The 14,874-nt window shown below is 31.5% G+C and carries 16 protein-coding genes; 2 read left to right on the forward strand and 14 right to left on the reverse strand.

Annotation, left to right across the window (positions count from 1 at the left end; all coding sequences use genetic code 11):
• A complete protein-coding gene (locus tag Q0516_RS05780) occupies positions 1-1,116 on the reverse strand; it encodes a helix-turn-helix transcriptional regulator (RefSeq protein WP_294464236.1) in 1,116 nt (371 codons plus the stop codon).
• A gap of 859 nt (positions 1,117-1,975) precedes the next feature.
• On the opposite strand from Q0516_RS05780, the gene Q0516_RS05785 reads away from it, so the two are divergent.
• Positions 1,976-2,431 (forward strand): DUF1307 domain-containing protein, encoded by a 456-nt coding sequence (locus Q0516_RS05785; RefSeq protein ID WP_257480622.1) that lies wholly within the window; start codon positions 1,976-1,978, stop codon positions 2,429-2,431.
• A 55-nt stretch (positions 2,432-2,486) separates the two neighbouring features.
• Here the strand turns inward: Q0516_RS05785 and Q0516_RS05790 are convergent, their stop codons facing one another.
• From Q0516_RS05790 to Q0516_RS05840, 11 genes are all read right to left on the reverse strand, one after another.
• Complete coding sequence (locus Q0516_RS05790; protein ID WP_294464240.1) at positions 2,487-3,140, reverse strand: trimeric intracellular cation channel family protein; 654 nt, start codon at positions 3,138-3,140, stop codon at positions 2,487-2,489.
• A gap of 8 nt (positions 3,141-3,148) precedes the next feature.
• Positions 3,149-3,850 carry a CBS domain-containing protein gene (locus Q0516_RS05795; protein WP_294464245.1) on the reverse strand — a complete coding sequence of 234 codons (702 nt, stop codon included), beginning with the start codon at positions 3,848-3,850 and terminating at the stop codon, positions 3,149-3,151.
• Positions 3,851-3,945: 95 nt separating this feature from the next.
• Entirely contained in the window at positions 3,946-4,239 is a 294-nt protein-coding gene (locus tag Q0516_RS05800; protein WP_294464247.1) for a Dabb family protein, read from the reverse strand.
• Between the two features lie 10 nt (positions 4,240-4,249).
• Positions 4,250-5,077 carry an Mrp/NBP35 family ATP-binding protein gene (locus tag Q0516_RS05805; protein ID WP_257480618.1) on the reverse strand — a complete coding sequence of 276 codons (828 nt, stop codon included), beginning with the start codon at positions 5,075-5,077 and terminating at the stop codon, positions 4,250-4,252.
• A gap of 123 nt (positions 5,078-5,200) precedes the next feature.
• Complete coding sequence (gene vanT, locus Q0516_RS05810; protein WP_294464256.1) at positions 5,201-6,322, reverse strand: serine racemase VanT catalytic subunit; 1,122 nt, start codon at positions 6,320-6,322, stop codon at positions 5,201-5,203.
• Positions 6,315-6,854 carry an acyltransferase family protein gene (locus Q0516_RS05815; RefSeq protein WP_294464258.1) on the reverse strand — a complete coding sequence of 180 codons (540 nt, stop codon included), beginning with the start codon at positions 6,852-6,854 and terminating at the stop codon, positions 6,315-6,317. Before Q0516_RS05815 ends, vanT begins: the two co-directional genes overlap by 8 nt.
• Positions 6,854-7,336 carry an acyltransferase family protein gene (locus Q0516_RS05820; RefSeq protein WP_294464261.1) on the reverse strand — a complete coding sequence of 161 codons (483 nt, stop codon included), beginning with the start codon at positions 7,334-7,336 and terminating at the stop codon, positions 6,854-6,856. Before Q0516_RS05820 ends, Q0516_RS05815 begins: the two co-directional genes overlap by 1 nt.
• Before the next feature lies 1 nt (position 7,337).
• The gene (locus Q0516_RS05825; RefSeq protein ID WP_294464263.1) at positions 7,338-8,090 is read right to left on the reverse strand and encodes a M15 family metallopeptidase; all 753 of its coding nucleotides are present in this window, start codon (positions 8,088-8,090) and stop codon (positions 7,338-7,340) included.
• A gap of 2 nt (positions 8,091-8,092) precedes the next feature.
• Positions 8,093-9,127, reverse strand: a complete 1,035-nt coding sequence (gene vanG / locus Q0516_RS05830) for a D-alanine--D-serine ligase VanG (protein WP_294464266.1) — start codon at positions 9,125-9,127, stop codon at positions 8,093-8,095.
• Positions 9,128-9,392: 265 nt separating this feature from the next.
• A complete protein-coding gene (locus tag Q0516_RS05835) occupies positions 9,393-10,241 on the reverse strand; it encodes a patatin family protein (RefSeq protein WP_257480613.1) in 849 nt (282 codons plus the stop codon).
• A gap of 125 nt (positions 10,242-10,366) precedes the next feature.
• Positions 10,367-11,533 carry an aminotransferase class I/II-fold pyridoxal phosphate-dependent enzyme gene (locus Q0516_RS05840; protein WP_294464268.1) on the reverse strand — a complete coding sequence of 389 codons (1,167 nt, stop codon included), beginning with the start codon at positions 11,531-11,533 and terminating at the stop codon, positions 10,367-10,369.
• A gap of 185 nt (positions 11,534-11,718) precedes the next feature.
• On the opposite strand from Q0516_RS05840, the gene Q0516_RS05845 reads away from it, so the two are divergent.
• Entirely contained in the window at positions 11,719-12,153 is a 435-nt protein-coding gene (locus Q0516_RS05845; RefSeq protein ID WP_294464271.1) for a GTP pyrophosphokinase, read from the forward strand.
• Between the two features lie 138 nt (positions 12,154-12,291).
• Here Q0516_RS05845 and Q0516_RS05850 read toward each other — a convergent pair whose 3' ends face one another.
• On the reverse strand, positions 12,292-13,830 hold the full coding sequence (locus tag Q0516_RS05850; RefSeq protein ID WP_294464272.1) for a sodium/proline symporter: 1,539 nt from the start codon (positions 13,828-13,830) through the stop codon (positions 12,292-12,294).
• Positions 13,831-14,103: 273 nt separating this feature from the next.
• A complete protein-coding gene (locus Q0516_RS05855; RefSeq protein WP_294464275.1) occupies positions 14,104-14,787 on the reverse strand; it encodes a DedA family protein in 684 nt (227 codons plus the stop codon).
• Positions 14,788-14,874: the final 87 nt, after the last annotated feature.

The following is a 14,874-nucleotide window of genomic DNA, read 5'->3' on the forward strand; positions in this document are numbered from 1 at the left end:
TTAATTATCTCCTAAATTTATTTTTAGTTCATTAACTATATTTTGAAATTCTTTTTTTTCTTTTAGCCTTTCAAAATCAGAATCCATGTCAATTACATTTACTAAATCGTCTTTAATAGCTTTTTCACTTCTCGGAGCATTTTCCCCCAAATCGAAATCTTTAAACCAAGCGTCAATCATGTTAAAATAATCATCTCCATGTAACGTACAAGGGAAGAAATCTTTTACAGCTACATCTTTATATTTTCTGATTATTTTAATTGCTTTGTCAGGGTCATCAAAACCCATATATAATTTTGCAGCAGCATAGTAAACTTGTATCATAGAATTTGGATTTAAGCGATTTATATGATAAGCTTCATTTAATCTTTCAAGCCTTTCTAATGTTTCTTCGAAAACTTCTTTATTATCATTATTTAAAGAAAGGTATACCAGCATATTCCCAACCAAGTCCATCAAATTTTGAAATACTGTTATTTGTGTGATTTCTTTTGCCTTATCATAATTTCCCATAAGCTCATAAGCTCTTGATATAAGGGAATCACTGTTAGCTGTGGGAACAATATCTTCTCCTAAAAGTTCTATAACTTGTTCGGGTTTTCCGGTCATTAAATATATATTCGCTTCCAAAATAACACTTTGTTTTACTATAGAAATATCTTCACATTCACTTTTTATTCTTTTCAATAATTCTAAAATAGTATTGATTACTTTTTGAGATTTTTCTTCACTGCCGGCTAATGTATAATGATTTATTAATAAAAGTACCATTTGAAGCAGTAAAGGAAAACATGAATAGTATTCTTTTATTATTTCATCACATTTATTAAAGACAGTATTAAAATCATTTTTTGCAAAGTCCTCAGCTAAACTATGGTAAATCTTTCTTATCTCTTCTTTTGTGAGATTAGGATTATAGCCAAGTAATTCATCCAAAGAAATGTTATAAAATGTAGCAAGTTTGGGAAGGAATTCTATATCCGGATAGCTTCCTCCGGTTTCCCATTTAGAAACCGAAGCCTTGGAAACTCCCATATAATTTGCAACATCTTCCTGCGTTAGCTTCTTTTCTCTACGTTTTCTAATCAATATATTTGAAATATTTATTTCTTTCATTTTATTCACCTCTTAATATTATTATATTTGTAAAGAAAATATAAACAATGGATTTAAAGTTAATTTCAGTTAATAAAATCAACTAATAGTTTACTTTAATGATTTATTTTTATTTTATTAATAAATTTCCGTATAAATCAACAAATTCCATACCTTATTTTAAAATAAATATCTTAAATCATTATCTTATTTTAAGAAGTATTTATATAAATATTTCAATATGTATTACATTTTATGACACTATTTTTATCTTTTATAACAGCAAAATAAATAAGTATAAAATATTTGTTATAATATTCTTACAATTAAATTATTAAATAAGGAAATAAATCATAAAAAATTTATAAAATTATTATGTAAGTATCAGATCTTGTATTTATTACGACTCGATGCGGTGCAGAATTACAATATATAACATTTACTTTAAATTCAAACGGTGCGGATGTAAAATTGTTTATCGAAACAGAAGAGGATTAAATAACAAAAATCGTTCATACTTTTAAGATAAACACTAAGCAATATATTACATATCAGCTTGATTTACTAAATAAAGTAATCAAAAAAACTTATAAAAATATTAAAAGTGTAAAATAAAAATTAGAAAAAAGTAAATTAAATACGTTAAAAAATTACTAGCCTAACTAATCAAGAAATATAAGGCAAGCAATATCGACGAAATTACTGCCAATTACCAGCACAAGTGTTAATATAACAAAATGATTATTTAATCAAACAAAATAAAGTTTACATAAAGATATATAGAAATTTAAAATAACATATTAAAAAATAAATTGACAAATTTCATACTATATATTACGATTTAATTAATAAGAAATAATAAAATAGGGAGAACGAAAAAATGAAAAAATTTCTAAAAGTAGTACTGGCATTAGGTCTTGTATTTATGATGACCGGATGCGGTGCAGAACCACAATCAGCAACATTTAATTTAAATTCAAATGGTGTAGAAGTAAAAATGGTTGCAGATGCAGAAGGTGATACAATCACAAAATTAACCCAAACATCTACAATAAATACAAAAAATTTCAGCAGCAGCCAAATCAAACAGTTAAAAAAAGTAGTCGAAGAATCAAAAGAGACTTATAAAAATATTAAGGGTATTACATATAAGGCAGAAGAAAACGGAGATAAGATTGTAGAAACGATTATTATACCAACAGATGAAGAAACATTAAAAACAGTAATATCAAAGGGATTACTGCCTGTAACAGGTTCAAGCGGTGATGTAAAGAAATTATCATTGGATAAAACCAAAGAAAGCTTACAAAAAGCAGGCTGGACATTAGAAAAATAATATATTAAAAAATGCAGTTAAATTAACTGCATTTTTTTATGAAAATTAATACACATTATTTTTTTACCTTTGGAAGAGACCATTTATATTTTCTTGAAAGAAGCCTTATAAATATAATAGAGAAAATACCTATAAGAACAGATATATCAGAATTCACATTATTTTTAAGCATTACCAAATAAAGTCCTCCGCCTACTATGCAGGCAAGAGCATAAATCCTTTTTCTGAGAACAAAGGGTATATCCGAAACCATTATATCCCTAAGCATTCCTCCCCCGATCCCCGTAATTACACCTACAAAAACAAGAAGAAAATTATTATAGGTAAATCCGGCAAATATAGCCGAGTTCATACCCAGTATCACAAATACACCAAGCCCGATGGCATCAAACACATTAAGAGCATTATTAAATAAACTTATATGATCTTCAATATATTTATAATTATAATAAGAAAATATAAATACAACTAATGCCGAGACGGCAGCAAGAGCCGCATATGTCCCATTTGTAAACATATTAGGAGGCAACATACCGAGTATTATATCCCTTATTATCCCCCCTCCAAGTGCGGTCGTAACACCTAAAACGACAACACCGAATACGTCCAAATCCTTTTCTATAGCAACCATTGCTCCCGATATTGCAAAAGCTATTATTCCAATAATTTCACATATATTTATAAACTGTTCTGTAAAAATAAAATTCATAATTCTCCTTATTTATATCCTATTACATCATATGGAGTAATAAGACCAATTAATCTTTCATTTTCTTTTCCATTTTCCGTAATAAAAATTGCCCCTATTTTGTCATTTCTCTTATATGCATTATATAGCATATCTTCTATTTCTATCATTAAAGTATTTTTATGTACAAAAAGAAACTTTTCGAGTATTGGATTATCAAGTGATAAATATCTTTTTATATGAAAAAATCTGGTTTTATCATTTATTTCATCTATACCCTCATCAAGTACACACTGAAAAACCGTGTTTTCCCCAAATACTCCTCTAACTATCCCATTCTCATTCATTATAGGGATATGGCTGATTTTTTTACTATCCATTTTATTCATAAAATCAAGTACATTATCTCCTATATAAGCTTTTATAATATCATTATAACCAACAGCAAACTCTATAGCTTTCTTTGGAGTTTCTATTTGCTTTAAGACATTCATTAAAAGCTCTATCATGGAATTACTGGGCTCAATTGCATATTCATCATTTACTTTGGGATTATGCTGAAGTATATTTCTTATTTCCTTACAGTATTCAAGCTCCCCTCTGATATGTTTATAACATTTTAAATTGATAAGCCTGCTTATACTCTTCCCGTCTTTAGGAAAATTATATTCAACCACAGCAGTCTGTTCCAATCGTTTATAAAGCTGCAGGAATTCTTCTGTTCTGTTCATAAGCTCCTCCTTTCTATATTATACACATACTTATCTATAAAATAATATATAAATTTATATTATAAAAAAAGGAACCTTTATAGGCCCCTTTAATATTAATCTATTACATAATCCACCGAAACACTGGTTTCTCTTACTTTATGCATATAAGTCTTTACTACATCAACATGATATGGGTCATTTTGATAAGCATCAAGAGCTTCTTTATTATCCAAAACAACTTCCAAAATAATATCGTAAGACCTGACGGAATGAAGGAAATCTATACCCACATTAATATCCTTGATCATATCCACATGACCTTTCATGGACATCAGCGTTTCCTTAGCCATTTTACATGATTTCTCACTGTTGTCTTTTAATTTAAAACAAACGATATGTTTTATCATATATATCCTCCTACAGTTCCTTTAACTTTTCTACAGCTTTATCTACATAATTTTTATTCAAATCTTCGATTTCGCCCTTGTCGCATTTTTCAGCTATTTCCGGGTCTATAGGAATATTTGCAAGAACATCTAAATTATACTTTTCAGCTATTTCATCTACATGGCTCTCACCGAAAACGTTTATCTTTTTACCGCAGTCCGGACATTCAATATAGCTCATATTCTCAACCAAACCCAAAACTTTTACATTCATCATATTTGCCATATGAACAGCCTTTTCAACTATCATGGAAACAAGCTCCTGAGGAGATGCAACTATTACTATCCCGTCAACAGGAAGTGTTTGAAAAACGGTAAGAGGAACATCACCTGTTCCGGGAGGCATATCCACAAACATATAATCTATATCTTCCCAAATAATATCTGTCCAAAACTGACCTACAGCTCCTGCAATAACGGGACCACGCCATACGACAGGCTTTGTATCATCATCCAAGAGAAGGTTTATAGACATTATATCTACTCCGCCTTTACTGCTTTTTGGATAAGCGCCCTCTTCAGTCGCATATACATTTCCGCTCACTCCAAATATCTTTGGTATGGAAGGTCCGGTTATATCGGCATCTAAAATCCCGACATTATAACCTTCCTTTTTCATCTTGGAAGCCAAAAGCGAAGTAACGAGAGATTTACCTACTCCCCCTTTACCGCTAACGACTCCTATTACTTTTTTTATATTACTTTTTTTATGTGGTTTTACTAAAAAGTCTTCTTTCGTTTGTTCTCTTGAAGAACAATTAGCAGAACATGTTGAACAATCATGTGAACATTCACTCATATCAATACCTCTTTAATTATAAAAATATACATTTTCTATACATTATAGCACCATTATGCTTATTTTTATACATTTAATATTGATTTTTATTACAAATAAAGTGAAAGAAATAAACCATAATCATTATTTATATATCCTCTCAAGCCTTTCACCCAGCCTGCTTAGTACTTCATTGGTTATAGTATCGAGACTACCAGCCATATCCGTTACCCTGATTTCCCTATCCCCTGATTTTCCTATAAATATGACTTCGTCATCTCTTTTTACATCTTCAACGTTTGTGACATCTATAAATAATTGGTCCATACATATCCTTGCGATTATGGGAACTTTAATACCTTTTATTAAAATAAATCCGTTTTTATTTGATAGCCTTCTTGAAATACCGTCTGCATACCCAATGGATACAACGGCAATTTTACTTTTTTTCTTTGCTTTGAAATCCAGCCCGTAACCGATAGCTTCACCTTTTAAAATCATCCTTACTACCTCTACCCTAGCCTTTAATGACAAAACGGGTTTTAATGTTAAATCAAGCACTGTTTTATCATTTTTATTGCTTAATACACCATAAAGTGCGATACCTACTCTTACGTAATCATATTTTAAATCGGGGTAATTGAGAACTCCATAACTCCCCTGAAGATGAAACTTTAAATCAGAGTAGTTATTTGCTTTAAGTACCTTTACAATATTATTAAAATGATTTATTTGAAGCCTTGTAAACTCTATGTCTTTTTTACCCAAGCTGTCACTTACGCATAAATGACTAAATACTCCCTTGACATCTATATTCTTAAAACTTAGTATCCTGATTATATTTGTTATATTTTCAAAATGTTCTCCAAGCCTATGCATTCCGGTGTCGATTTTTATATGTGCTTTGATATTAAATCCAAGTTCATTTATTAAACTTGCATACTCATAATTAATTATTGTTTGAGTCAAGTCGTAATCTTTGATTAAGTATATATTTTTTAAATGAGTGTACCCCAGTATAAGTATTTCTCCCCTTATCCCTGATTTCCTAAGCTTTACGCCTTCAAATACCGTTGCCACACAAAAATTATAAATCCCCATTTCATTTAAAGCTTTCGCAATTTCTACATCACCATGTCCGTAAGCATTAGCTTTTACTGCAGGCATTAATTCACATCCCTTAGGCAGTACTCTTTTAAACTCATTCACATTATGTTCCAAATTATCTATATCCAGTTCTATCCAAGCCCTGCCTTTATCATACATTTTTATTCTCCTTATATTTAATAAAGAGAATATTTATTAAAATAGCGAATACATAAGATAAGATACTGACAGTCGTATAATTTAAAACAGAATTCTCAGTAAAAACACTCATAAAATCAAATATTTTCACAGCCATTCGTACAGCCAATATAAATATAGGATGAATTATATAGATATACATTGAAATATTTCTAAAACCTTTATTTTGTTTACCTTTAATACTCAAAAGAATTTGAAAGAAGAAAAACATTGATGGAAGTAAAAATATATACATACTCGTATGTCTTTGGATATCAAAATGATGAAGTATCAAACCTTCAATAAGCATACATAACATCGATATACCAAAATAAATCATATTTTCTTTTGCTTCAGATTTCAATGATATTTTTCTAATGAGTACCCCCATAATCAAAAATATTGGGGCATAAAAAACACCGTTCCTAGTAAAAGAAGTCAATTTAAAAATAACATCATAAAATTCATTTATAAAACCAATATTCTTCACAAGTCCGTAATAACTATCTCCCATTAAACCAAATATATATATAACAATAAAGAAATAATGAATATCTTTTTGATACTAAACTTTTTACTTAATAAAAATACAAATATACATCCCACGATTACAGCCGGAAGATACCATAAATGATAAAATGTACCGTCTAAAAATATTATTCTTATAATCCCTATAATACCAATATTTGAATAAAATTCTCCCGCATAAATATTGACCGGAAGATATATTATTACGGCAATAAGATATAAAAATAATGTCTTCTTTAAAAATTTAAATAAATTTAAGGTATCATCATTATTGATAACTACGGGATACAAAACAAAATACCCTGTAGTCATCAAAAAGAAAGGAACAGCTATCCTGCATAAAACATATGTAAAACCAAAATCCAATGTAATATTTATACTGCTAAGAGGTCCTATGTGTATGGCAATGATTAAAAATGCGGCTATCATTCTAAAATAATCTATACCATTATACTTAAAGGCTTTCATATCAAGTCCTCCATAATGTCAATATATAACCGTCAATATTATTTCCCGAAACAGTATATGGAGAGTTATCCGGAATGGCTATCCAATTTTTATCATTTTCACAGCAAATATACGATATTTCTATATTTAAATTTTTGTCTTTAACAGTAAGCGGCTTTTTGCTATATTTAAAATCCTTTATATATTCTATATATTCTTCCAAAACAAAGTTATTTCGGGAGATTATCTCAGAATGAGGAAAGCCTACATATCTAAAGTGCCAAGGTTCCGCTGATATTTTTGTTATATTTTCTTTATCTTTTAAGTATCTTTCTATAAAACCATAATGGGGAGCTTTTTCTCTGAACTCTTTGTATATTCCGTCTAGTGGGAAATCGGGTCTGATAAAATCAATATTTATATCATTTCTCGCTAAATCAATAGCTAACCCGGTTTGATGTTCACTATGATTTGAAAGAGCAACATATTTATTAGTAAAAAACTCACCATTTTCAACAATAGAATCATTATATATTTTTATTTGTTCCCCAAGTGTCCTATATCCGCTTACATATATAATCTCATCTCTGCTGCCGATTTCGAATAGCAATTCTTTTAACATATAATCGACAGTTTTATTTAAATAAACATTACTTTTTTTATCTACTAAACTTATATTTTTATTAGATATCATTTTTTTAATAGGATTATCCCCATTTACCAATATCAGTTCCCCGCTATATACCTGATTTTTATCTAAACACAATCTTTTCATGATTACACCGCCAAAGAAATCAATGTATTTACGATATCCTCAAAATCCATTCCTATACCTTTAAGCATATTGGGAAATCTGCTGTGCTCTGTAAATCCCGGTATAGTATTTACTTCATTGAATACTATTTCTCTGTTCTCAGTTATAAACATATCCACTCTGGCAAAATCTTTGCAGTTTAAAATCTTATAAATTTTTACAGCGGTTTCCTTTATAGTGTTTGATTCTTCTTTGGTTATCCTTGCAGGCATGTGTATCTTAGAAGTTTTTAAATTATACTTTTCAATATAATCAAAAAAGCCCTTGGAAAGTTCTATTTCATCTACTTCGCCGATTATCGGGTTGTCATTACCAATCACCGCACATCCGACTTCAAATCCATCGATATTTTCTTCCAGTATTACTTTATCATCGTATTCAAAAGCCTTATCGACCGCTTTAAATAAGTCTTTTTTATCTTCAACTTTAGTAATGCCAAAAGATGAACCTGCTTTTAATGGTTTTACAAATATCGGTAGTCCTAAATATTTAATGTGCTTACTGAGATCCTTTATATTTTTATCAATCAAAACAGATTTAGGTACTTTAATACCCATGCTTTCAACTAATTTATGAGCTCTGTATTTATCCATACATAAAGCCGAAGACAATATCCCGCAGCCAATTATAGGTATACCTACTAGCTCGAACAGACCTTGTATAGTCCCGTCTTCTCCGTTTTTCCCATGTAATATAGGAAAAGCAGCATCTATATGTATTTTTATTACTTCACCGTTTTTAATGACAATAATTCCATGTTCTGACTTATTTCCCGATATCATAGCGTCAAAACAGTTTTTATCTAAATGCCAAGTATCATTATTTATCTTTTCAATATCACCTTCATATAAATAAAAATCCCCACTTCGGCTAATCCCGATTAGTTTAATATCATATAAATTTTTATTTATAGATTTAATTACAGAGTATGCAGATTTAAGAGATACATCGTACTCAGGTGAATTACCTCCAAAAATTACCAATACTGATTTTCTCATTTTATCACTTCCTAAAAATTATTTTTAAAACTAAATTAAATACTTTGCAAAGATTTTATTTATAAAAAAATATCAAATTTAATATTAACTACTAAATTTGATATTATTATATATTTTTTATTCAATTTAATCTTGAAGCCCCGTTTAAGATAATATTAAAAATAATTTTTTATTTATTAACAACTTTTAATGATGTATTAATAATAATTAACAATCTATTAAAATAAATAAAAGTCCCTTTAACCGGCTCATTTCAATAAATAACCTAATTTGATAAGAAACCAATCAAATCATCATAACTGTTTTTCGCGTCTTTATAACCCAAATCATACAGTGCTTTCAGTTTATCCCTGTCTTTCTCCAGCCTTCCTATATTCATATTTTTGCTGGGTCTTATAACAAAAGCGTTGCCGTTATTTACTTCTTTATCTATAACATTAAGGGATTCATTATAGTTGATATGTCTGTTAGCAGTAGCATTTACAAATTCGGGATACTTTCTATATTTTATTTTTATCATAGGAAGGAGTTTATTTTTACTTTTTTGATAGCCTTCAGGCTGCGTAAGAACTACTACATTTTTTTTATTACCGTCTTCAATAGATTTCCTGATCGGGATAGAGTCGGTAATGCCTCCGTCAAGATATTCTTTTTTGTTAATAAGTACATTCCTTGATAAAAGAGGAAGTGAGCTGGAAGCTCTAACATATATAATATCTTCATTCATATCATTAAGCTTAATGTATTCTGCTTTTCCGGTTTCTATATTGGTAATGACCGCATATAAATTTCCTTTAAATTCATCATAAGTTTTAAAATCAAAAGGATATAATTCATTTGGAATTTTATTATATAACATATCCGCACCGAAATAATCCCCGGTAGTGACTAAGCTATAAAAACTTGCATATCTCTTATCATCAAGATAATCTACATTCACTCTGTAAGCTCTGTCTCTTTGTTTTGAAATATAAGAACAAGCATGACATATCCCTGCCGAAACGCCATAATTGTTTTCAAAATAAATATCTTTATCAATAAAAAAATCAAGTACACCGGCAGTATAGATCCCTCTCATTCCGCCGCCTTCCAATATAAGTCCGCTGTTATACATAATGCCTCCATATAAAATATTTTTTATTATACCACCAAAACTCGGGTTTTAAAATAATTTAATATTCTTTTAATATAAAGAAGCATTTGTTCAAATCAAAAAAGCTCGGTAAAACCGAGCCTTATTTATTTTAAAATATTTGATTTATCTATACTATCAATGGCTTTTAATATTTCTTCTTCATCCTGAACAAGCGCCATTCTTACATGCCCTTCTCCCGAAGGACCAAAAGCACTTCCGGGCGTAACCAATACTCCGGTTTTATCTAAAAGGTCAAAGCAGAATTTCTCTGAAGAAGAATACTTTTTAGGGATTTTTGCCCAAACAAACATTGTTGATGAACATCTTTTAATATCCCAGCCTATACTGTTAAGTCCGTCACAAAGGATATTTCTTCTCTTTTCATAAGCCTTTCTCGTAACCTCGACACATGACTGATCTCCTGTTATGGCGGCTATGGCAGCTTTTTGAACGGGAAGAAACATACCATAATCCATATTTGATTTTAATTTATTCAGATTACTTACCACATCTTTATTTCCCACACAAAAACCTACTCTTGCACCTGCCAGCCCGTAAGTCTTAGATAAGGAGTTGAATTCTACTCCGACATCTTTAGCACCTTCAAACCTTAAAAAGCTTCCGCATTTTTTGCCGTCAAATACCAAATCACTGTACGCATTATCGTGAAGTACGATAATATCATATTTCTTGGCAAAGTCTATCAAATCCTTGTAAAAGCTGTCTGGTGCCATTGCTGTTGTAGGATTGTTTGGATAGGAAACTATCATAAATTTAGCTTTTTGTCTTATATCTTCCGGTATTTCATCAAGGTCTATTACATAACCATTCTCTTCTCTTTGAGGCATATAATAAAGTTCTGCCCCTGCAAGTTTCGGACCGTCGGCAAAGACAGGGTAACAAGGGTCGGGAACCAATACGATATCCCCGGGATCAATGACGGAAAGCGCTATATGAGCAAGCCCTTCCTGAGACCCAAGCAAAGACTGGACTTCGGTATCGGGGTCTAAATCAACGCCGTAACGATTTTTATACCATTTTGCCACTGCCTCTTTTAAATCCTCTTTATCGTTTAACGGATACAAATAGCTGTTCAAATCCTTAGCTTGTTTGGTCAAAGCATCAATAATATGAGCTGCCGGAGGTATATTGGGCGTACCCACGCTCAAGTCAACTACATGTATCCCTTCTTTTATTTTTTCTTCTTTTAAATTAGCAAGTTTAGAAAAAATCCCTTCTGTGAACATATCCATTCTTTTTGCAAATTTCATTAATATTCCTCCTAGTTTGATACTTGCTATAAAATATAATGTGATAACCAAAGAAAAGTCTATCACATCTGTTTATTATATGCAATTAAAAATATAATGTTAGGATCTTGTCAACATATATACTTTATTACGATTTAAAGTAATAATATGATATAATAAAAAAAATTATATTGGAAGAAAAATCTATGGATATAAATTCACCTATGATAAAAAAGGCTATTAATCTTGCTTTTAATGCACATAAAGGACAAACAGATAAAGGCGGCATGCCATATATAATGCATCCTTTTTATATAGCAAGTAAACTAAATGAAGAGGATGAAATTATTACCGCACTTTTACACGACACACTGGAGGACAGCAATCTTACAAAAGAAGATTTACTGAATGCTGGGTTCAGTACTTATATAATTGAAGCTATTGATACTTTAACAAAAAAGCAGTATGATTATTTTGATTATATTTACAAAATAAAGAAAAATGATCTTGCACGAAAAATCAAGTTACTTGATTTAAAACATAATATGGATTTAACGAGACTCGAAAAAATAACAAATAAAGATATAAAAAGAAATGAAAAATATAAAAAAGCTATTGAAATATTAACTGTCAATAAATAAAGAAAAAAAATACTATTAATTATTTAAAATAAAATAATTTATCAATGCATATACCGCGGGGCACTACGCCTGCCTTCGGCAGAATCCGCGCCCCGTCAACAAAAAAAGACCCTAAAGGGTCTTTTTTATTTTATCATGTTATTTTAAAAGTCTCTGAACTTCATCAAACTCATCCGTGATTTCTTTATCAGGCTTTTCGGTAATGAGACTTACCACTACCATAAATACACAAGCCACTATAAAAGCAGGAAGAAGTTCATAAATATTGAATGCTCCGCCTAAAGGTCTTACCAAGTATTTCCATATGAATACCATTACTCCCCCCGATAACATGGAAGCAAGGGCTCCGTACTTATTACTTCTTCTCCAAAAGAGTGCGAACAATACCACGGGACCGAAAGCCGCACCGAAACCTGCCCAGGCAAAGGATACTATCCCGAACACGGAGCTGTTAGGGTCTCTTGCAATGAACATACCTATAAGTGCAATTATAACAAGACAGCTTCTCGCAACTATCATCCTCTTTTTATCATCGAGCTCTTTACCGAAAAATCCGCCTATTATATTTTCGGAAACGCTGGAAGACGCGGCAAGGAGCTGTGAGTCAGCGGTAGACATGGTCGACGCAATGATACCGGAAAGCACTATCCCCGCAAGAACAGCGAATATAAATCCGTGCGTACTTAAATAATGTGATATTTGTACGATGACGGTCTCTGAATTTGCCCCTTCCAGCATAGGTATCACTCCTGCTTTTGACATACCGTAACCGATTATACCTATGAATACCGCTATACCCATTGATATAACTACCCAAACAGAAGCTATCCTTCTCGATACTTTTAATTTTTGTTCGTCTTCGATAGCCATAAAACGAAGGAGTATATGAGGCATACCGAAATATCCAAGCCCCCAAGCAAGAGTAGAAAAGATACTTAAAAATCCGTAAGGCGAAGATGCTCCGCTAGCCATATCATGTGTGGCAGACATGCTCAAATATCCCGGAAGGGCTTTCGCATTGTCTATTACCGCGTCCATACCCCCTGCGGCACCGATACCGAAGACAAATATAACGATCAGTGCAATCGACATTATTATACTTTGAATAAAGTCCGTGGTACTGGCAGCGAGGAAACCTCCCAGAGCCGTATATAAAATGATTATCACCGCACTTACCACCATAGCCAAAGTATAATCCACTCCGAAAAGACTGGAAAATAATTTTCCGCATGCGGCAAACCCCGAACCTGTATAAGGGATAAAGAAAATGATAATGACCAACGAAGCCAGAAGCATCAATAAATTCTTGTTATCCCTGTATCTGTTTGAAAAGAACGCAGGAAGAGTAAAGGAATCCTTGCACACTGCCGTGTATATCCTTATCCTTTTAGCGACCAAAAGCCAGTTTACATATGTACCTATAGCAAGACCTATAGCCGTCCAACCCGCATCCGCTATACCCGAAATATAAGCAAGACCCGGTATACCCATAAGTAAATAACTGCTCATATCCGAAGCTTCCGCACTCATTGCGGTCACAAAAGGTCCGAGCCTCCTGCCCCCGAGATAAAAATCATTTGCAGTTTCATTTTTCTTTGAAAACATCGCGCCTATAACGATCATGCCCAAAAGGTAAATGATTATTACCAGCAAAATGCCGATTTGATTGGTTTCCATAACAATTTCTCCTTAATATATAAATGTAATCCCTTAAAATACTTACATATAAAAATCAAGGTACTATATCTACTTATAGTACCTTTTAAATATTTTATATTAAATCGAGAAATTTGTCAAGATTACTGAATATTCAATCAATTTAAATAATGCTTTTTTATGTTTTTATGAGTATTTTAAAATAAATTTCTTACATATATGATATTTCCCCTTAATTAAATATCTTAAATTTCTGTTCTTCAATCCTCCATATCAGTATCTTCTATATTTTTTTTAAGAAATATCATCATACTCATCATTTACATCTTCATTCCCATTATGCACACTTGTATCACCGACCTTTTTTTCTCTTCTTTTTCTCCTTCTCATATACATCATCACATATACCACACCTATTATTATCCCTCCGATAATAACAATCTCGGAGTAACCTTTTAAGTACGGAAGGCAGGCTTCCCATGCTTCCCCCATGATATTTCCGAGACTTACCAATAAGCTGTTCCACACGAGAGTACCTATGATACTCAGTAAGATAAATGAAGAAAACTTCATTTTAGATATCCCCGCAGGTATTGAAATAAGGCTCCTTGCTACGGGTATGCACCTGCAAATCAGAACCGCTTTCTTTTCATACCTTAAAAACCACTTATAGCTTAAATCTATATATTCCGGCTTCAAATGCATTACCCTGCCGAACTTTCCCGAAAACAGACTCCTTAACTTTTCTCTCTTTAAAATATACCCCAAAGAATATAATATCACCGCACCTAGCATTGCGCCTATCGTAGCCGCGAGTATCACTAGTATGGGGTTCATGCCTGCCTTTGCAGTCAAATATCCCCCAAAGAGCAAAACCACCTCCGAGGGTATGGGCGGGAATACATTTTCTATGAGTATCAAAAACATTATCCCCAGATAACCGTACGCATTTATTATTCCTATCAAACTTTCTTCCAATAATCTTCTCCCTATTTATATTCCCAAATATATTTTATCTTCAAATTTTAAGTAATATGTTATAATATAAAATAAACTTATTAGATA

This window comes from uncultured Anaerofustis sp., from assembly GCF_938029165.1.
Taxonomy (GTDB): domain Bacteria; phylum Bacillota; class Clostridia; order Eubacteriales; family Anaerofustaceae; genus Anaerofustis.

Excerpts from the sequence above, each read along its gene's own strand:
- Q0516_RS05800 (WP_294464247.1), bottom strand. The coding sequence starts at position 4,239 with ATGATAAAACATATCGTTTGTTTTAAATTAAAAGACAACAGTGAGAAA.
- Q0516_RS05790 (WP_294464240.1), bottom strand. The coding sequence starts at position 3,140 with ATGAATTTTATTTTTACAGAACAGTTTATAAATATATGTGAAATTATT.
- vanG (WP_294464266.1), bottom strand. The coding sequence starts at position 9,127 with ATGAGAAAATCAGTATTGGTAATTTTTGGAGGTAATTCACCTGAGTAC.
- Q0516_RS05805 (WP_257480618.1), bottom strand. The coding sequence starts at position 5,077 with ATGAGTGAATGTTCACATGATTGTTCAACATGTTCTGCTAATTGTTCT.
- Q0516_RS05845 (WP_294464271.1), top strand. The coding sequence starts at position 11,719 with ATGGATATAAATTCACCTATGATAAAAAAGGCTATTAATCTTGCTTTT.
- vanT (WP_294464256.1), bottom strand. The coding sequence starts at position 6,322 with ATGTATGATAAAGGCAGGGCTTGGATAGAACTGGATATAGATAATTTG.
- Q0516_RS05820 (WP_294464261.1), bottom strand. The coding sequence starts at position 7,336 with ATGAAAGCCTTTAAGTATAATGGTATAGATTATTTTAGAATGATAGCC.
- Q0516_RS05815 (WP_294464258.1), bottom strand. The coding sequence starts at position 6,854 with ATGGGAGATAGTTATTACGGACTTGTGAAGAATATTGGTTTTATAAAT.
- Q0516_RS05825 (WP_294464263.1), bottom strand. The coding sequence starts at position 8,090 with ATGAAAAGATTGTGTTTAGATAAAAATCAGGTATATAGCGGGGAACTG.
- Q0516_RS05835 (WP_257480613.1), bottom strand. The coding sequence starts at position 10,241 with ATGTATAACAGCGGACTTATATTGGAAGGCGGCGGAATGAGAGGGATC.
- Q0516_RS05780 (WP_294464236.1), bottom strand. The coding sequence starts at position 1,116 with ATGAAAGAAATAAATATTTCAAATATATTGATTAGAAAACGTAGAGAA.
- Q0516_RS05785 (WP_257480622.1), top strand. The coding sequence starts at position 1,976 with ATGAAAAAATTTCTAAAAGTAGTACTGGCATTAGGTCTTGTATTTATG.
- Q0516_RS05795 (WP_294464245.1), bottom strand. The coding sequence starts at position 3,850 with ATGAACAGAACAGAAGAATTCCTGCAGCTTTATAAACGATTGGAACAG.
- Q0516_RS05850 (WP_294464272.1), bottom strand. The coding sequence starts at position 13,830 with ATGGAAACCAATCAAATCGGCATTTTGCTGGTAATAATCATTTACCTT.
- Q0516_RS05840 (WP_294464268.1), bottom strand. The coding sequence starts at position 11,533 with ATGAAATTTGCAAAAAGAATGGATATGTTCACAGAAGGGATTTTTTCT.